Annotated in this window: 13 protein-coding genes and 1 other RNA gene; 5 read left to right on the forward strand and 9 right to left on the reverse strand. The window is 67.4% G+C overall.

The genetic code is table 11. The features are described 5' to 3' along the window. Positions 1-88: 88 nt before the first annotated feature. The gene (locus tag QZ546_RS17090) at positions 89-907 is read left to right on the forward strand and encodes a shikimate 5-dehydrogenase (RefSeq protein ID WP_294240281.1); all 819 of its coding nucleotides are present in this window, start codon (positions 89-91) and stop codon (positions 905-907) included. Positions 908-926: 19 nt separating this feature from the next. On the opposite strand, the gene QZ546_RS17095 is transcribed toward QZ546_RS17090, so the two are convergent. From QZ546_RS17095 to QZ546_RS17110, 4 genes are read right to left on the reverse strand one after another with little or no spacing between them, the layout of a single operon-like run. After that, complete coding sequence (locus QZ546_RS17095) at positions 927-1,457, reverse strand: NUDIX hydrolase (RefSeq protein ID WP_294240283.1); 531 nt, start codon at positions 1,455-1,457, stop codon at positions 927-929. After that, on the reverse strand, positions 1,454-2,119 hold the full coding sequence (locus QZ546_RS17100) for a TPM domain-containing protein (RefSeq protein ID WP_294240286.1): 666 nt from the start codon (positions 2,117-2,119) through the stop codon (positions 1,454-1,456). The genes QZ546_RS17095 and QZ546_RS17100 overlap by 4 nt, the downstream gene beginning before the upstream one ends. 1 nt (position 2,120) lies before the next feature. Beyond that, complete coding sequence (locus QZ546_RS17105; RefSeq protein ID WP_294240288.1) at positions 2,121-3,017, reverse strand: TPM domain-containing protein; 897 nt, start codon at positions 3,015-3,017, stop codon at positions 2,121-2,123. A gap of 10 nt (positions 3,018-3,027) precedes the next feature. Further along, positions 3,028-3,621 carry a LemA family protein gene (locus tag QZ546_RS17110; RefSeq protein WP_294240291.1) on the reverse strand — a complete coding sequence of 198 codons (594 nt, stop codon included), beginning with the start codon at positions 3,619-3,621 and terminating at the stop codon, positions 3,028-3,030. 107 nt (positions 3,622-3,728) lie between these two features. Here QZ546_RS17110 and mscL point away from each other — a divergent pair, with 107 nt between their 5' ends. Continuing rightward, positions 3,729-4,181, forward strand: coding sequence for a large conductance mechanosensitive channel protein MscL (gene mscL / locus QZ546_RS17115; protein WP_294240294.1), 453 nt, complete (start codon positions 3,729-3,731; stop codon positions 4,179-4,181). 161 nt (positions 4,182-4,342) lie between these two features. Here the strand turns inward: mscL and QZ546_RS17120 are convergent, their stop codons facing one another. Further along, positions 4,343-4,774 carry an Rrf2 family transcriptional regulator gene (locus QZ546_RS17120; RefSeq protein ID WP_261269013.1) on the reverse strand — a complete coding sequence of 144 codons (432 nt, stop codon included), beginning with the start codon at positions 4,772-4,774 and terminating at the stop codon, positions 4,343-4,345. A gap of 37 nt (positions 4,775-4,811) precedes the next feature. Between QZ546_RS17120 and ssrA the strand changes: the two genes are divergently transcribed. Continuing rightward, positions 4,812-5,199, forward strand: a transfer-messenger RNA (tmRNA) gene (gene ssrA / locus QZ546_RS17125). Positions 5,200-5,498: 299 nt separating this feature from the next. Here ssrA and mutS read toward each other — a convergent pair. Continuing rightward, the gene (gene mutS / locus QZ546_RS17130) at positions 5,499-8,069 is read right to left on the reverse strand and encodes a DNA mismatch repair protein MutS (RefSeq protein ID WP_294240314.1); all 2,571 of its coding nucleotides are present in this window, start codon (positions 8,067-8,069) and stop codon (positions 5,499-5,501) included. A 323-nt stretch (positions 8,070-8,392) separates the two neighbouring features. Here mutS and QZ546_RS17135 point away from each other — a divergent pair, with 323 nt between their 5' ends. Continuing rightward, a complete protein-coding gene (locus QZ546_RS17135; protein ID WP_294240299.1) occupies positions 8,393-10,651 on the forward strand; it encodes an NADP-dependent malic enzyme in 2,259 nt (752 codons plus the stop codon). A gap of 207 nt (positions 10,652-10,858) precedes the next feature. Then, positions 10,859-13,243: a TonB-dependent receptor gene (locus QZ546_RS17140; protein ID WP_294240302.1), complete on the forward strand. Its 2,385-nt coding sequence runs from the start codon at positions 10,859-10,861 to the stop codon at positions 13,241-13,243. Between the two features lie 194 nt (positions 13,244-13,437). Here the strand turns inward: QZ546_RS17140 and QZ546_RS17145 are convergent, their stop codons facing one another. From QZ546_RS17145 to QZ546_RS17155, 3 genes are all read right to left on the reverse strand, one after another. Beyond that, on the reverse strand, positions 13,438-14,718 hold the full coding sequence (locus tag QZ546_RS17145) for an Hsp70 family protein (protein WP_294240305.1): 1,281 nt from the start codon (positions 14,716-14,718) through the stop codon (positions 13,438-13,440). Positions 14,719-14,991: 273 nt separating this feature from the next. After that, complete coding sequence (gene treF, locus QZ546_RS17150) at positions 14,992-16,569, reverse strand: alpha,alpha-trehalase TreF (protein WP_294240309.1); 1,578 nt, start codon at positions 16,567-16,569, stop codon at positions 14,992-14,994. 16 nt (positions 16,570-16,585) lie between these two features. Next, a complete protein-coding gene (locus QZ546_RS17155; protein ID WP_294240312.1) occupies positions 16,586-17,479 on the reverse strand; it encodes a sensor histidine kinase in 894 nt (297 codons plus the stop codon). Positions 17,480-17,617 lie beyond the last annotated feature (138 nt).

Genomic DNA, 17,617 nt, shown 5'->3' on the forward strand with positions numbered 1-17,617 from the left:
CCGTTCAGGCTGAGCGAAGTCGAAGCCCAAGGGAATCCGTCTCACGACAAGGGATGCATCCATCGCCCCGCTCCGCTAAACTCGCTCCATGACCACCAAGCCCCCCATCGGTCGCGACACGCGGCTCTGCATGTCGCTGTCGGCGCGGCCCGGCAATTTCGGATCGCGCTTCCACAACCGGCTCTATGAACTGACCGGGCTCGACTATGTCTACAAGTCGTTCAGCACCACCGATCTGGCCGCGGCAGTGGGCGGTATCCGGGCACTGAACATCCGGGGCTGCGCGATCTCGATGCCGTTCAAGGAAGCGGTGATCCCGATGCTCGACGCGCTGGCCGGTTCGGCGGCGGCGATCGACAGCGTCAATACCATCGTCAACGATGATGGACACCTGACCGGCTACAATACCGACTATGCCGCCGTGGTCGAGCTGATCGCCGATATCGACCGCGCCACACCCTTTGTCCTGCGCGGATCGGGCGGCATGGCCAAGGCGGTGGCGGCGGGGCTGCGCGATGCGGGCTTCGCGAACGGTACGATCGTTGCCCGCAACGAAGCGCTGGGGCGCACCCTGGCCGAGACCTATGGTTTCGCCTGGGCCGAGGCGGTGACGGAAGGCGCATCCCTGCTCATCAACGTCACCCCGCTCGGCATGGCGGGCGGGAACGAGGACCAGCTCGCTTTTCCGGAAGCCATGATCGCCGAGGCCGATATCGCCTTCGACGTGGTGCAATATCCGCCCGAGACCCGGTTCCTGCGCGCGGCGCGGGAGCAGGGCAAGCGGGTGATCACCGGCACCCAGGTCGCGACGATCCAGGCGCTGGAGCAGTTCGTCCTCTACACCGGCCTCCGCCCGACGCCCGAACAGGTGCGCGACGCGGCGGACTATGCCTATAGCCAAGGTTGATCCGCCCCGGCGGGCGGCGTCAGGAAAGAAGGCCGCCCGCCAGCAGGAGCAGCATCTTGGCGTCGATCACGACGCCCGCCGCGCGGCGCTCGGCGACGAAGGCGGCGATGTCGGACAGCTTCACGCGGTGGACGGTGATCTGCTCGTCCGAATCGCCGCCGCCGTCGCCGACCTTGGTGAGGCCGCTGGCGCGCACCAGGGTGAAGCGTTCCGAGGTCATGCCGGGCGAGGAACAGAATTCGCCGAGCGCCGCGATCCGGGCGGGGCGATAGCCGGTTTCCTCCTCCAGTTCGCGCGCGGCGCCGTCGAGCACCGCTTCGCCGTCGGTTTCGTCGCCGATCAGGCCTGCGGGCATTTCCAGGCACACCGCGCCCAGCGGAATGCGGAATTGCTCGACCAGCAGGACATGGTCGTCCTCGATCGCCAGGATGACGGCGGCGCGGATGTCGCGCGGGCGGTCGGCATATTCCCAGGTCCCGCGCTTGCGCAGCGCCAGGAACCGCCCCTCTGCCATGGTCTCGAGCGGCGCGTTCATACGAGGATCGGTCATAGCGAGATCGGTCGGTCCGGGAGTTCGTTGGTATCGGCCGCCGTCTTGGGGAAATGCTGGCTGAGCACAAGCCCGATCCGCTCGACCGCGGCACTCAACCCGTCACCGATCCGGCCGTCTGCGACATAGGGCAGCATCACCGCCATCGCCCGTCCCCAGGTTTCCGGCCCGACCTTACCGGTCAGCCCGGAGTCGGCGACGATCTCGGCCATATGCTCGTCCTGCGAGAGATAGAGCAGCACGCCGTATCGGCTATCGGTCCGCCGTTCAGCCGCGACGCGGAACAACAGGACCGCGCGGGCACGGACGCGGGCATGGCGAATGCCCTTCGGCACCAGCGCGATACGGCGCTTTACCGGACCCAGCAGCGCGACGACGAGCGCGAAGACCAGGATCTGCGCGATCATCAGCACGCCCAGGATCAGATCCTCGCCCGGTGCGCTCCACCCGTCATGGACCAGCGCCAGCAGCTTCAGCCCCAGGCCGGGAAAGAGCGCGACGAACAGCGGCACCAGCAGCATCGCACCCGCGCCGAACCACAAGGCGACGTCGCGATAGTCGTCCGACCGGGGGGCGACGATGGTCACGATCTCGGCATCGGTCGCGGCCTCGGCGCGCGCCACGGCGGCGGTGACCAGGTCGCTATCGGCTTCGCTCAACATCTTACCAATCCCCCGAGGCGCCGCCGCCGCCGAAATCGCCGCCCCCGCCGCCGGTAAAGCCGCCGCCGAACCACGACCCGTCGCTGCCCCCGCCCGACGAACCGCCCGAACTCCAGCCACCGCCCGATCCGCCGCCGCTGCCCCAACCGGGACCCCAGAGGATGATCGGCCAGCCGCCGCCCCCGCGACGCCCGCCGCCGCCGCCATGATCGTCATCATCGTCGTGGAAACGCTGGCCCTGCTTGCGACGCAGGATTGCGAGAAGCACGAAGCCGCCGACGAAGATGACCAGGACGATCAGGATCGGAAAGGCATTGCCGTCATCGCCGCCGCGCCGGTGCTGGCGGTCGAACTGCTTGGCGGCCTCGGCCACCTTGGCCTGGGCCTCTTCGGGCGAGGCGCGAAGCTGCGCGATGACGGCATCCGCGCCTGCGTTCAGTGCGCCCGATATATCGCCCGACTCGCGAAGCCGGGGCAGCATCAGGGTGCGGATCATCTGCGACGACCAAGCGTCGGTCAGGATCGGCTCCAGCCCGCGCCCCACCTCCAGCCGGGGGCCGCGCTGACCCTTGCCCGCATTGGGCGCGACGAACAGGATCGCGCCATTGTCCGCGTCCTTCAGGCCGACACCCCAGGCGCGACCTAGCCTGTAGCCATAATCCTCGATCGGATAATTTTGCAGGTCGGGGATGGTCGCGACCACCAGCTGGCGACCGGTATCCTTTTGCAGGGCCTCCAACTTCCGTTCGATCTGCGCCTTGGTCGCGGGGTCGATCGTGTTCGCCGCATCGACGACCAGCCCGTCGAGCTTGGGGAAAGTCTGCGCCATCACCGGGACGGCGCAGAGGATCAGCCAGAGCCCAAGGACCGGGCGGAGCAGCCGGGTGAGCCGGGTCATGGGTTCGGGATCAGTTGCCGAAATTCACCGTCGGAGCATTCTCGGCACCCGGCGTGGTCGCTTGATAGGCGGCCTTGGGCTTGGCGCCGTAGAAGACCTTGGCACCGATCGCATCGGGGAAGGTGCGGATGCGGGTGTTATAGGCCTGCACCGCCTTGTTATAGTCCTGGATCGCGATGTTGATGCGGTTTTCGGTGCCCTCCAGCTGGCTCATGAAGGTCTGGAAATTGTCCTGGCTCTTCAGGTTCGGATAGGCCTCGACATTCGCCAGCAGGCGGCCGATCGAGCCGCTGAGCTGGCCCTGCGCCTGCGCGAATTGCTGCATCTTGGCGGGGTCGGACAGGTCGGCGCCGGTCACATGCACCGAGGTCGCCTTGGCGCGGGCATTGACCACCTCGGTCAGGATCGACTTTTCCGAAGCGGCGGCGCCCTTCACGGTCGCTTCCAGATTGGGGATCAGGTTCGCACGGCGCTGATAGGCGGCCTGGACGTCGGCCCATTTCGCGTTCACATTTTCCTCCGCCGTGGGCACGCTGTTCATGCCGCAGCCGGACAGGGCGACGGCCATCACGACCGGGGTCAGAGCCAGAACGGGACGACGCATTCGAATATTCCTCCGTCAACTGTATCGGCTATATAAGACGCCCTGGCCGCTTGGCGAAGGGGAAAAGCGACGATAGCATGAAGTTCGTTGAATAGAGGGAGTTGGCGATGCTCAAGGAATTTCGCGCCTTCATCGCGCGGGGCAATGTGCTGGACCTGGCGGTGGCGGTCATCATCGGGGCGGCGTTCAGCAAGATCGTCACCTCGCTGACCGACGACGTGTTGATGCCGGTGATCGGCAAGATTTTTGGCGGACTGGATTTCTCCAGTTATTTCCTGCGCATGGGGCCGATCCCGGCGACCTATACGGGTTCGCTGACCGATTATGCCGCGCTGAAGAAGGCGGGGGTGCCGCTGCTGGGGTATGGCGCGTTCGTCACGCAGGCGGTCAACTTCGTGATCGTCGCCTTCATCATCTTCCTGCTGGTCCGTACCGTGAACCGCGCAACGACGCTGTTCGAGAAGGAAAAGGCGATTGCCGCTGCCGAGCCCAAGGCCGAACCCGCGGATGTCGCGCTGCTGCGCGAAATCCGCGACGAACTGCGCGCACGACGTTCTTAAGCTAACTGATCACAAGGCTGGTGTTCCCCGGCGAAGGCCGGGGCCCAGATGCCACCAGGATTGTGGCGCGGGACGCCATCGCGTGGGAGGCAAAGGCTTCCCGCATTCGCCGCAACTGAACCCCGGCCTTCGCCGTGCGCGCGCGGTGGGATAAGGGGCAGTTACGCCGCCGCCAGCTTCTTGGCGGTGGCGTCGGCCAGGCTGGTCCCGTCCAGGATTCGCGCCGTCTCGTCGCGCACCCGCATCATCGCGTGGCGGATGGCGCAGTCGGCCTCGCTCTTGCAGTCGTTGCAGGGGCGATAGGCGGTGCGGCTGACACAGGGGACAAGCGCCAGCGGCCCTTCGATCGTGCGGATGATATCGCCCAGCGAAATCAGGTGCGCGGGGCGGGCGAGCCGGTATCCGCCCATCTTGCCACGCTGGCTGTCGAGCAGCTGCGCGCCCTTCAGATCGGCAAGGATCAGCTCCAGGAACTTGCGCGGGACATTCGCCTCGGTCGCGATGCGCGTCATCGACGTCGGCGGACCGGCAGGCGGCATCTCCGCCAGGAACAGCATCGCGCGCAACGCATAACGGGACCGCTGGGTCAACATGCGCGCCTCCATGGACCTAAAATGAGGCGAGCGAAAGGCATTTGCGTAATGCGATCCGGCTTCCTATATCCCCTCATGCCGGGTTTCACCCGGCTATGACGATAAACTGCGGCGAGTAATAGACGCAGCGGACCCGGGGGCAGTACCCGGCGGCTCCACCATAAAAGGTGGTGTACTTGGACACCGTTTCTGACGGGGCCGAACCAGGATCGACGTGTGTTGAAAAGCGCTGTTTTCGTTCGGAATGGGACCACCGCAACGGCCCATAACCACAAGTGCCAACGATAACGAAGCACTCGCGATTGCGGCGTAATTGAGGGCCTCACGGCCTGACGTTACACCAAAATAGCGCGGTTGGACCCCACCGGGCAACAGAAGGGGAATCCAGCGGTACGGGGAGCACCGGGCAACAGAAGCTCCCCACTTTCCCGATTTTGATGTGAGCGCCGAGTGTCTCACCGGCTATTCCGACTTCCGTTTGCACTGAGCGAAGTCGAAGTGCACGGGCTGCGCTTGCGGCGGGGCGATGGGGCGTGGCCTTCGACTTCGCTCAGGCTGAACGGGGGGAGAATACCCCCACATTCCTTGACCCCGGCGGAGGCCGGGGCCCAGCTTCCACGCAGTGGATGGTGCACAAAACGGTGCGGGGGAGGCAAACCGGCTCGCACCTCCGGACATTCACCGCAACTGGACCCCGGCCTCCGCCGGGGCATAAGAAGAAGGCTTATCCTTCCCGCGCCAGTGCCTTCAGCTTGTAGAGCGCATCCAGCGCCTCACGCGGCGACAGCGCATCGACATCCAGCTTCTCCACCTCCGCCCGGATCGCATCGCACTGCTCCTCCTCGGCCTGCGCGGCGGCCGCGAAGAGGGGCAGATCGTCCAGCCCGGCCGCCAGCCCGCCGGTCTTGGCGCGGCCCGCCTCCAGCTTGGCGAGCACTGCCTTCGCCCGCGCCACGGTCGTCGGCGGCATGCCCGCCAGCCGCGCCACCGCCAGGCCGTAGGAGCGATCCGCCGGACCCTCCGACACCTCGTGCAGCAGGACCAGCTCGCCCTTCCACTCGCGCGCACGGACATGGTGGAGCGACAGCGCCTCGCACCGTTCGGCCAGCCGGGTCAGCTCGTGATAGTGAGTCGCGAACAGGCATCGGCAGCGATTATCTTCATGGATCGCCTCGACCACCGCCCAGGCGATGGCTAGGCCGTCATAGGTCGAGGTGCCGCGCCCCACCTCGTCCAGGATCACGAAGCTGCGCGGTGTCGCCTGGGCCAGGATCGCGGCGGTCTCGACCATCTCGACCATGAAGGTCGAGCGGCCGCGCGCGAGATTGTCCGAGGCGCCGACGCGGCTGAACAGCCGGTCGACCAGCCCGATCTTCGCCTGAGTGGCGGGCACGTAAGACCCGGCCTGCGCCAGTACCGCGATCAGTGCGTTCTGGCGCAGGAAGGTCGACTTGCCGCCCATGTTCGGGCCCGTCACCAGCCAGAGCCGCGACGTTTCCGACAGCGAACAGTCATTGGCGACGAACCGATCGCCCGACCGCGCCACGGCGGCCTCGACCACCGGATGGCGCCCGCCCGTCACCTCGAAACAGCTATGGTCGACCAGTTCGGGCCGCACCCAGCCGCCCTCGACCGCACGTTCGGCGAGGCCGCTCGCCACGTCGAGCCGGGCGAGCGCGTCCGCCGTCGCAGCGATTCCCTCGCGCGAGGCGAGCGCGGCGGCGGTCAGTTCCTCCAGATGCGCGGCCTCGGCGGCCAGCGCATGGGCGCCCGCCTGCGCGACCTTGCTGGCGACCTCGTGCAGTTCGGGGGTGTTGAAGCGGACGACGCCCGCTAGCGTCTGCCGATGGGTAAAGCCCGAGTCCGGCTTCATCAGCGCATCGGCCGAGCGCGCGGGCACCTCGACATGATAGCCGAGCACGCCGTTATGGCGGATCTTCAGCGCGGTGATGCCGGTCTTCTGGCGGAACTCCGCCTCCAGCGCGGCGATGGCGCGGCGGCCTCCGGCGCCCGCATCGCGCAGATCGTCGAGCGCCACGTCATAACCCGCCGCGATATAGCCGCCCTCGCTCGCCTCGATCGGCGGCGAGGGAACCAGCGCGCGGCGAAGCAGGTCGATCAGCGCGCCGTGACCGCGCAGACGAGGTGTCGTCTCGCGCAGCAGGGGCGGGCCGTCGCTCAACTGTTCGGACAGCGCCCAGGCCCCGTCCAGTCCGTCGCGCAACTGCCCGAGATCGCGCGGCGACCCACGCCCCGCCGCGATCCGGCCGATGGCGCGCCCAATGTCCGGTAGCGCCCGCAGCGCCGCGCGCAGACGTTCGCGAAGCGCGGCATCGTCATGGAAATGCTGCACCAGATCGAGCCGCGCCTCGATCGCATCGCGCTCCATCAGCGGCGCACCGATATCCCCCGCCAGCGCCCGCGCGCCCGCGCCGGTCACGGTCCGGTCGACGGCATCGAGCAGCGAACCTTTTCTCTGGCCATTCGAAGTCTGGGTCAGCTCCAGGCTCTCGCGGGTCGCCGCGTCGATCGCCATCGCGCCGGCGGCCTGGCAGAGGACCGGCGGGCGCAGGAAGGGCAGGGCGCCCTTGGCGGTGTGGTCGAGATAGGCGACCAGCCCGCCCGCTGCCGACAGACCGGCGCGGCTGAACTGGCCGAAGCCGTCCAGCGTGGCCACGCCGTAAAGCCGCTTCAGCCGATCCTCGCCGCTGCCGCTGTCGAAGGTCGCCGAGGGGCGCAGCGTGGTGGCGGCATCGGCATGGGCGGCATTCTCGGCCGCGACCACTTCGGCGGCGGCCAGGCGGGCGAGTTCGGCGCCCAGCGCATCCGCCTTCACGTCGATCACCACGAACCGCCCGGTCGAGATGTCGGCCGCGGCCAGCGCCACCGCGCCGCCCGCCTCGCCGATCGCGACGCACCAGTTGTCGGCCTTTGCGTCGAGCAAAGCCTCCTCGGTCAGCGTGCCCGCCGTCACCACCCGCACGATGCCGCGCGCGACCAGCGCCTTATAGCCGCCGCGTGCCTTGGCCTCGGCGGGTGTCTCGGTCTGCTCGGCGATGGCGACGCGGTGCCCGGCCTTGATCAGGCGCTGCAGATAAGCGGTGGCAGCATGGACCGGCACGCCGCACATCGGGATCTTCTCGCCGCCATGCTCCCCGCGCGATGTCAGCGCGATGTCGAGAACGCCGGCTGCGATCCGCGCATCGTCGAAGAACAGCTCGAAGAAATCGCCCATCCGGTAGAAGAGCAGGCAATCCTCGGCCTCGGCCTTCAGCGTCAGATATTGCGCCATCATCGGGGTGGGGGTGGTCATCGAGGCGTCGGTTCCAGAGTCAAAACGGCAGGATCGAAAGGGCCATGCCGATCACGGTGGCCCGTCAGGTCGGGATGGACGCCGGGCTATAGCGGGGCGGCCCCGCGCTGGCGAGGCTTGCACCACGCGGAGCGGAATTTCGCCTTCGCCGATGGTGCAATGCAGCATGATAAGTCGTTCCGGGAGCGCTCGATAATCCCGCTCATCCCGGGTGCAAAAGTGGCGCGTGACAGGGTTGTCAGCCGTGTCCGAAACCTTCAAGAGCCGTAGCGTCCTTAGTATCCACAGCATCGAAGGCCGCGCGCATGACCGACGAACCCACCGATCAGTTCTCCGAGCGCGAGGCCCTGCTGTTCCACTCCGAGGGACGGCCCGGCAAGATCGAGATCATCGCGTCCAAGCCGATGGCGACGCAGCGCGACCTGGCGCTGGCCTATTCGCCCGGCGTCGCGGTGCCGGTGCTGGCCATCGCCGACGATCCCGCCACCGCCTATGACTATACCGCCAAGGGCAATCTGGTCGCCGTCATATCGAACGGCACCGCGATCCTGGGCCTCGGCAATCTGGGCGCGCTGGCGTCCAAGCCGGTGATGGAGGGCAAGGCGGTGCTATTCAAGCGCTTCGCCGATGTCGACTCGATCGACATCGAGCTGAAGACCGAGGATGTCGACCGGATCATCGACGCGGTCGAGCTGATGGAGCCCAGCTTCGGCGGCATCAACCTGGAAGACATCAAGGCCCCCGAATGCTTCATCATCGAGCAGACGCTGCGCGAACGGATGAACATCCCGGTCTTCCATGACGACCAGCACGGCACCGCGATCATCTGCGCGGCGGGTCTGATCAACGCCTGTCTGCTGACCGAGCGGCGGCTGGACGAGATCAAGGTCGTCGTCAACGGCGCGGGCGCGGCTGCGATCGCCTGTACCGAGCTGATGAAGGCGATGGGCGTCCGCCACGACAATGTCATCATGTGCGACCGCACCGGCGTCATCTATCAGGGCCGCGACGACATCAACCAGTGGCAGTCGGCGCACGCCGCCGCCACCGACCGCCGCACCCTGACCGAGGCGTTGTCGGGCGCCGACGTGTTCCTCGGCCTGTCGGCGGCGGGCGCGCTGAAGCCCGAGATGGTCAAGGACATGGCCCCGTCGCCGATCATCTTCGCGATGGCCAATCCAGAGCCGGAAATCCGCCCCGAGCTCGCCAAGGCCGCGCGGCCCGACGCGATCGTGGCGACCGGCCGTTCGGACTATCCGAACCAGGTCAACAACGTCATCGGCTTCCCCTTCATCTTCCGCGGTGCGCTCGACGTGCGCGCGACCGGCATCAATGACGAGATGAAGATCGCCGCCGCCAACGCGATCGCCGAACTGGCGCGCCAGCGCGTGCCGGAAGAAGTGGCGCTGGCCTATGGCACGCAGCACAGCTTCGGCCCCGAATACATCATCCCCGCGCCGTTCGACCCGCGCCTGATGGAACTGGTCCCCTCGGCAGTGGCCAAGGCGGCGATGGACTCGGGCGTGGCGACGCGGCCGATCCTGGACATGGACGCCTATCGCCAGAAGCTGCGCGCCCGTCTGAACCCCACGACCTCGGTCCTGACGCTCGCCTATGAGGGCGCCAAGGCACATCCGAAGCGCGTGCTGTTCGCCGAGGGCGAAGAGGAAGTCGTGCTGCGCGCCGCCATCGCCTTCAAGGAGGGTGGTTACGGCACGCCGGTGCTGGTCGGCCGCGATGATGTCTATGATCGTCTGAAGGCGCTGGGCGTCACCAACCCCAAGGAATATGAAGTCCATAACAGCCGCACCTCGGAGATGGTGCCGCAGATGGTCGACTTCCTCTATGAGCGGCTCCAGCGGCGCGGGTATCTGAAGCGCGATGCCGAGCGGCTGATCAACCAGGACCGCAACATCTTCGGCTCGGTGATGCTCCAGCTGGGCCAGGCCGATGCGATGATCACCGGCATCACCCGCACCTATGCGCAGAGCTTCCGCGAGATCCGCCGGGTCATCGACCCGGTCGACGGCAAGGTGCCCTTCGGCATCCACCTGCTCGTCGGGCAGAGCCACACCGTCTTCATCGCCGACACCACGGTCAACGAGCGTCCCTCGGGCGAGGAACTGGCCGACATCGCCGAGCGCACGGCCGCGGTCGCACGCCGCATGGGGCATGAGCCGCGCGTGGCGTTCCTGTCCTATTCGACCTTCGGCAATCCCGAAGGCCAGTGGATCGACAATGTCCGCGACGGCGTGGCCGCGCTCGACAAGCGGCAGGTCGGTTTCGAATATGAAGGCGACATGGCGCCCGACGTCGCGCTGAACCCGAAGCAGATGGCGAACTTCCCCTTCTCGCGCCTGTCGGGTCCGGCCAATGTCCTGATCATGCCGGGGCTTCAGTCGGCCAATATCTCGGCCAAGCTGCTGCGCGAACTGGGCGGCGACACCATGATCGGCCCGATGCTGATCGGCATGGAAAAGCCGGTGCAGATCGCGCCGATGACCTCGACCGCGGGCGATCTGGTGACGCTGGCGGTGCTGGCGGCGGGCGGTATCGCGCGCTGATCTTCGGCTAATTGGTAGGGAAGGGGCCGGACAGCGCGGGTTGTCCGGCCCCTTTTTCATTCCTCCCCGGCACGGGGCAGATAGCGTGTCGCCAAAGTCACAACAATGGACCGTCACATTCCGGTCATTACGCTGTCGCTACGGTGTCACGCATCGGTCCCATCCGCCGCCCTCATCAGTTAACAATGCCATTGGGGGCACAAGACTATGTTGAAGTTGCTGGCGAGCGTCGCGCCGATCGCCTTGATCGCGCCTGCGGTATCCGCGCAGACCCTGCCCGCACAGGCCGCCGTGGTCGGTACGACCGACCCGGTCGCGGCCGATCCTGCCGCCCCAGCGGACGACCAGACCGGCGCGTCGGGCGATGTCGTCGTGCTCGGCTTCGGCCAGAGCCGTCAGGTCCAGACCGTGACCGCCGCCGATCTCGGCCGGCTGACCCCCGGCACCTCGCCGCTCAAGGCGATCTCGAAGCTGCCGGGCGTGAACTTCCAGTCGGCCGATCCCTTCGGTGCCTATGAATGGTCGACCAAGATCTCGCTTCGCGGCTTCGACCAGAACCGTCTGGGCTTCACGCTCGACGGCGTGCCGCTGGGCGATATGAGCTATGGCCCGACCAACGGCCTGCACATCAGCCGCGCGATCATCTCCGAGAATATCGCGACCACCTCGGTCGCGCAGGGCGCGGGCGCGCTGGGCACCGCGTCGACCAGCAATCTGGGCGGCACCATCCAGTTCACCAGCCGCGCCCCGTCCGACACGGCCGGCATCGCCGCCTCGGGCACCTATGGCAGCAACAACACCTGGCGCGGTTTCGCGCGGATCGACAGCGGCGATCTGGGCGGCGGGCTGAAGGGCTATCTGAGCTATGCCTATCTCACCACCGACAAGTGGAAGGGCGAGGGCGTCCAGCGCCAGCACCAGGTCAACGCCAAGCTGGTCAAGGATTTCGGCGATCGGGGCTCGATCACCGGCTTCTTCAACTTCTCGGACCGGCGCGAGAACGACTATCAGGACCTGAGCCTCGATATCATCAAGCGTCGCGGCTATTATAACGACAATATCTCGAACAATTATCCGCTCGCCATCCTCTATGCCAAGCAGGCGACCAACGGCGCGGCGGCGGCGGCCTATCAGGCGGCGCGCGGCTCGCTGAACGGCTTCACCCCGCCTTATGCCGGGGTCCAGATCGGCCTGCCGAGCGGCATCACGTTGGACGACGGCTATTATGACGCCGCCGGTCTTCGTCGCGACTATCTGGGCGGGGTCATCTTCGACGCCAAGCTGACCGACACGCTGTCGCTGACCTCGACCAGCTATTATCACCATAACAAGGGCCAGGGCTCGTGGATCACGCCCTATACCCCCACCCAGCTCGGCGCGCCCAATGCGGATGGCAGCCCGATCACCAACCCGGCGCCGCTGTCGTTCCGCACGACCGAATACAGCCTGGACCGCGCGGGCACGATCGCCAAGCTGGCCTGGAAGACCGGCGCCAACACGCTGGACCTGACCGGCTGGTATGAAAGCAACACGCTGCATCAGGCGCGTCGCTTCTACGGCATGACCGACACCGCGACGCCCAATCGCAATGCGCTGGATTACCAGAGCAATCCGATGGCGACCGCCTGGAACGGCAAATACGATACCGAGACGCTGCAATATTCGGTCGGCGACACGCTCGACATCGGCCAGCTGACCATCAATGGCGGCTGGAAGGGCGTGCGCGTGCGCAACCAGGCCAATCTGCTGGCGGGTACGCTGGCGCGCGGCAAGATCCAGAGCCAGGACTGGTTCCTGCCGCAGATCGGCGCGGTGCTGCACCTGGGCAACCAGGCGGAAGTCTTCGCCAGCTATACCGAGAATATGCGCGCCTTCATCGCCGCCGCGACCGCGCCGCCCTTCTCGATCAGCCAGGCCGCGTTCAATGCCGTCGCGAACAGCGTGCGTCCTGAAAAGTCCAAGACGGCGGAAGGCGGCCTGCGCTATCGCACCGGCGGGCTGCAGCTGTCGGCGGTCGGTTATTATATCGACTTCTCCGATCGCCTGCTGACCTATTCGATCGGCACCGCGATCCAGGGCATTCCGCCGACGCTGAACAATGTCGGTGGCGTGGAAAGCTATGGCGCGGAGCTCTCGGCCTTCTATCGCCTGACCTCGGCCTTCTCGGCGCTGGCCAGCTATTCCTACAACCACGCCACCTATCAGCAGACGGTGCGCGACGGTTCGGGCAATCTGCTGGCGGAAAAGGGGCGCTATGTCGTCGATACGCCGCAGAACATGGTCAAGGGCGAGCTGGTCTATGACGACAGCCGCTTCTTCGGCCGGGTCGGCGCGGACTATATGTCGAAGCGCTACTTCACCTATCTGAACGACCAGTCGGTCGCGGGTCGCGTGCTGGTGGATGCCAGCATCGGCTATCGCTTCCCCGAGGCGTGGGGCGGCTTCTCGATCGAGGGCAGCGTGACCAACCTGACCGACAAGCGCTATATCTCGACCATCGGCACCAACGGCTTCCAGGCGAGCGGCGACAACCAGACGCTGCTCGCGGGCGCGCCCCGCCAGTGGTTCGTGACGCTGAAGAAGGGGTTCTGACCTATCCATATGACGCTCCCCTCCCGTAGACGGGAGGGGATGGGGGAGGGCAGGGTGTCTCACAGAGACCAGCACCTGTGGCCTTTCCCTCCCCAACCCAGTTTCAGGTAAACGATGCCCCGCATCGTTTAGGTCATGCCGGGGGCATGACCGACCTGAAACTCGCCTGCGGGAGGGGCTTTACTGTGGGGCTTTCACACCGCCCACGCCCCGATATCCGCCTGTTCCCCGATCAACGCCAAGCCATGCGCGATCGAGGTGAGTTCGCCGCCGGTCGCGATCTTGCCCTCGCCGAAGCGCATCTCGAACATCCGCCGGATCGCGGGCATCAGCGAGGTGCCGCCGGTCAGGAACACCTGGTCGATCGCAACCGCTTCGGTCGCCGCCGCCGCCAGCGCCCGGTCGACCGCCTGCTCGATCCGCGCGAGGTCCGGTGCAATCCACCCCTCGAAATCCTTGCGCGACACGTCCGCCTCGATCGACAGGCCGCCGCCCTCGAACCGGAACCGCGCATCCTCCGTCGCCGACAGGTCGCGCTTCACCCGCCCGACCGCGTCGTAGAGCCGGTATCCCTGCTCCTCCTCGATGATCGCGATCATCCGCCCGATCGCTTGCGGGTCGAGTGCGGCGCGGCGCAGCTTTTCCAGCTCGGCCAGGGTCTTGCGGTTGCGCATCAGCGCCAGGCGCGACCAGTCGCCGAAATCGGCGAAATAGCCGCGCGGAATCTCCAGCACCTTGTCGAACGAGCGATATTTGCCGCCCGCGCCCAGGAGCGGCAGGACGAGATGGTCGATCAGCCTTTGGTCGAACCGGTCGCCCGCGATGCCGACACCGGCATGGCCCAGCGGCTCGCAGCGGCGCGCGGCGCCGGGCGCAGCGATGCGGACGACGGAAAAGTCGCTGGTGCCGCCGCCGAAATCGGCGACCAGCACGGTCGCGGGCTCGGTGATCCGCGACGCATAGCTGAACGCGGCGCCCAGCGGTTCATAGACATAGTGGATCTCCGCGCCCAGCCGCGCGAACATCGCGTCGTAACGCTGGCGGGCCAGCGCCTCGTCGGGCCGATGCCCGGCATATTCGACCGGCCGCCCGACGACGATCCGCGCCGCCTTGCCGTCGAGCACCCCGCCGCTGCGCGCCGCCATCCGGTCGAGAAAGGAACGGCCCAGTTCCTCGAAGCGATAGCGTTTGTCGAACACGGTGGCATGTTCGAACACAGGCGAGGCGGCGACCGACTTGAACGACTGGATGAACCGGCTGCCGCCGGGGAAGTCGAGATATTCGGCGATCGCCCAGGGGCCCGCCTCGACCTCGATCCCGTCATCTTCCCAGAAGCACAGCGCCGAGCGGAAGACGGGGTCTTCGCCTTTCGGGGCCTTGAGCGGGACGAGGTGCGACTCGCCCCCCTCGGCGCGGGCGACGACCGAGTTGGTGGTGCCGAAGTCGATGCCGAGGATGTGGGGCGGGTTGGTCATGCGGCGTCCGCTACACCAAGCGTGCGATCAGGGGAGGAGTTTTTTGTTCGCGCGGAGGCGCGGAGACGCGGAGGTGTTGGGGGGAGGAGCGGTTCAGCCTGTGCTTTCGGGCGGCATACAGGATTCACGCGAAGCCGCGAAGGCGCACAGATGTGCTGGTTGATGGGCAGACGACGTCGCGCCTTCGCGGCTTCGCGTGAATCCAATGCCTCCCGCTCGCGATGGCGGGCTGAACGGACCTTGCACCGAGCCCTCTCCGCGCCTCCGCGCGAGCTATTGTCCCGAACCCTGCACCGGCGGCGTCAGGTCCGGCCATCGCTCCAGCATCGCCGCCGTCACGCCGTTGGTCCAGCCGAACCCGTCCTGTGTCGGATATTCCCCGCCGCCGCCGGGCTTGCGTTCCTCTACGTCGTATTTTTCCAGCAGCTTGCCCGTCTCGGCATAGGTGCGCGCGACGGTGGCGATCCAGCGGCGGGCGATGTCCTTGGCCAGCGCCTGTTCGCCATAGCGGGCCAGTCCCTCGACCGCGATCCATTGCAGCGGGGCCCAGCCATTGGGGGCATCCCATTGCTGGCCGGTGCGGATGCCGGTGGTGCGCAGGCCGCCCTCCCCGACCAGCGTGGCGCGTGTCGTCGCGGCGACCGCGCGGGCCTGTTCGGCGCTGGCGAGGCCCGCGAAGAGCGGGAAGAGCGAGGCGGCGCTGCGGGCGGGCGTCGGGCGCTTGGCGATCCGGTCCCAGTCGGCGAAGCGTGCCTCGCCCGCCACCCAGAGGTAGCGGTCGATCGCCGCCTTGCGCCGCGTCGCCAGGGCGGAAAAGCGCTGCGCGGTGGCGGTGTCCCCCAACGCCCGGGCGCGGGCGGCGATGCGGGTCTCGGCGATCCACATCAGGCTGTTGAGATCGACCGGCACGATGTCGGTCGTATGGATCGTCTCCAGCCGCATCGGGTCGGTCAGCCAGCGCGAACTAAAGTCCCAGCCCGACTCCGCCGCCGCGCGCAGGTCGCGCTGGACGATGGTCGCGGCCCTCGGCGCGGCCTTGGCGGCGGTTTCGCGATCCTCGCGCCAGCTTTCGTCCCGCGGCGTATCGCGCGCGTCCCAATAGCGGTTGAGCAGGCTGCCGTCCGGCATCCGCACGACGTGGCGACACGCGCCGCTCGCGTCGAGGCAATCGGCGCCCGCCATCCAGTAATCATGTTCGCGGATCAGCGCCGCCAGCCGCCGCTTCGCCAGCGCCGGATCGCGATTGTCGGACAGGTCCATCATCAGCGCCAGGAAGGGCGGCTGCGACCGGCTGAGATAATAGGTCCGCGTGCCGTTGGGGACATGGCCGTAACGCTCGACCAGATCGACGAAATCGGCGAGCATCGCCTCGATCAACGGCGTCTGGCCATCGGCCTTCAGGCCCAGCATGGTGAAATAGCTGTCCCAGTAATAAATTTCCTGGAACCGGTCGCCCGGCACGACATAGCCATGGTCCAGGCCCAGCGCCGACGAGCCCGCAACGGCTGCAAAGGGCGCGCGGCCCAGCACCGGCCAAAGCTCGCGGATGCGGGCGCGCAGCGGCGGCTTGCCCTGGGCGTCGCCGCGTACCGAGAAATGGCGCAGCACGAAGGCGGTCAGCGCGGCCTTGCCGACGGGCTTGTCGCGGGCATAGGCGGCCAGGATCGCCTTCGGGTCTTCGCGCGGCACCGCATCGGCGAAGGTCTTGCCATCGGGAAATATCTGCGCCGCCTGCACCGCCTCGAACAGCGGGCCATATATGTCGGCAGGCGAGGGCGGCATCACCTGCCCCTGGAGCAACAGCGCCAGCGCGGGCAGCAGGACCAGCGGGCGGAACCGGGTGGCGATCATCAACCTCTCCTGACTCTTATGTTCTGGCGACACGCGGGAGCGTGATCGTCGCCGCCAGTCCGCCGCCCGGGGCTTCGTCCAGCCGCAATTCGCCACCGTGCAGTTCGACGATGTCTCGCACGATCGACAGGCCGAAGCCATGCCCGTCGCCGCGTTCATCCAGCCGCATCCCCGCCTGCGTCGCGCGAAGCCGGTCGGCGGCGGGGATGCCGGGGCCGTCATCGGTCACGCTCAGCCGAACCAGCCGCCCCTCGGCACTCGCCGCGACCGTCACGCGGGTACGGGCATGGCGCGCGGCATTGTCGATCAGATTGCCCGCGACTTCGTCCAGGTCCTGCGCATCCATCGCGACGGTAAGGTCGTCGGGCAGAGCGACCTCAATCGAGAGGGCGCGCTCGGCATGGATCCGGCCGATCGCCGCCGTCAGGTCGTGAAGCGCGGGGGCGAGGGGCGTGGCCGCGCGCACCGCACCTGCCTGCACCCGCGCCCGCGCGAGATGGTGGCGGATCGTCGCCTCGATCCGTGCCACCTGCTCGGCGCGGGGCGGATCGTCGGCCAGGTCGAGGGCGAGCGTCGCGACCGGCGTCTTCAACGCATGGGCGAGGTTCGCGGCCGCGGCGCGGGCATGGGCCAGCGCCCGCTCGCTATCGGCGGCGAGTGCGTTGAGTTCGTGCGCCAGCGGTTGCAACTCGGCCGGTTGGTCTTCGTCGACGCGGGCCCGTTCGCCGGTGCGGATCGCCGCCACCTCTTGTACCAGGCGGCGCAGCGGGCGCAGACCGAGGCGAAGCTGGACCAGGCTCGCCGTCGCCAGCAGCACGCCCAACCCGGCCAGCATCGCGAGCAGCGGCACCAGCGCCGCGCGGACCGGCCGCGCCACCACCGCGCGTGGCGCGGCGGCGCTGATCGTCACGGTGCCGCGGGCGGACGGGATCGTGATCTGGCGCGCATGAACCCGAATGCCCTGTTCGGTGCGCCCCTCGGCGGGGTGGGGCGGCGTGACAGGCGCTGTCTCTTATACACATCTCCGAGCCCACGAGACCGTACTAGA

This window comes from uncultured Sphingomonas sp. (assembly GCF_913062585.1).
Taxonomy (GTDB): domain Bacteria; phylum Pseudomonadota; class Alphaproteobacteria; order Sphingomonadales; family Sphingomonadaceae; genus Sphingomonas.

Excerpts from the sequence above, each read along its gene's own strand:
- QZ546_RS17090 (WP_294240281.1), top strand. The coding sequence starts at position 89 with ATGACCACCAAGCCCCCCATCGGTCGCGACACGCGGCTCTGCATGTCG.
- QZ546_RS17095 (WP_294240283.1), bottom strand. The coding sequence starts at position 1,457 with ATGACCGATCCTCGTATGAACGCGCCGCTCGAGACCATGGCAGAGGGG.
- QZ546_RS17100 (WP_294240286.1), bottom strand. The coding sequence starts at position 2,119 with ATGTTGAGCGAAGCCGATAGCGACCTGGTCACCGCCGCCGTGGCGCGC.
- QZ546_RS17105 (WP_294240288.1), bottom strand. The coding sequence starts at position 3,017 with ATGACCCGGCTCACCCGGCTGCTCCGCCCGGTCCTTGGGCTCTGGCTG.
- QZ546_RS17110 (WP_294240291.1), bottom strand. The coding sequence starts at position 3,621 with ATGCGTCGTCCCGTTCTGGCTCTGACCCCGGTCGTGATGGCCGTCGCC.
- mscL (WP_294240294.1), top strand. The coding sequence starts at position 3,729 with ATGCTCAAGGAATTTCGCGCCTTCATCGCGCGGGGCAATGTGCTGGAC.
- QZ546_RS17120 (WP_261269013.1), bottom strand. The coding sequence starts at position 4,774 with ATGTTGACCCAGCGGTCCCGTTATGCGTTGCGCGCGATGCTGTTCCTG.
- mutS (WP_294240314.1), bottom strand. The coding sequence starts at position 8,069 with ATGATGGCGCAATATCTGACGCTGAAGGCCGAGGCCGAGGATTGCCTG.
- QZ546_RS17135 (WP_294240299.1), top strand. The coding sequence starts at position 8,393 with ATGACCGACGAACCCACCGATCAGTTCTCCGAGCGCGAGGCCCTGCTG.
- QZ546_RS17140 (WP_294240302.1), top strand. The coding sequence starts at position 10,859 with ATGTTGAAGTTGCTGGCGAGCGTCGCGCCGATCGCCTTGATCGCGCCT.
- QZ546_RS17145 (WP_294240305.1), bottom strand. The coding sequence starts at position 14,718 with ATGACCAACCCGCCCCACATCCTCGGCATCGACTTCGGCACCACCAAC.
- treF (WP_294240309.1), bottom strand. The coding sequence starts at position 16,569 with ATGATCGCCACCCGGTTCCGCCCGCTGGTCCTGCTGCCCGCGCTGGCG.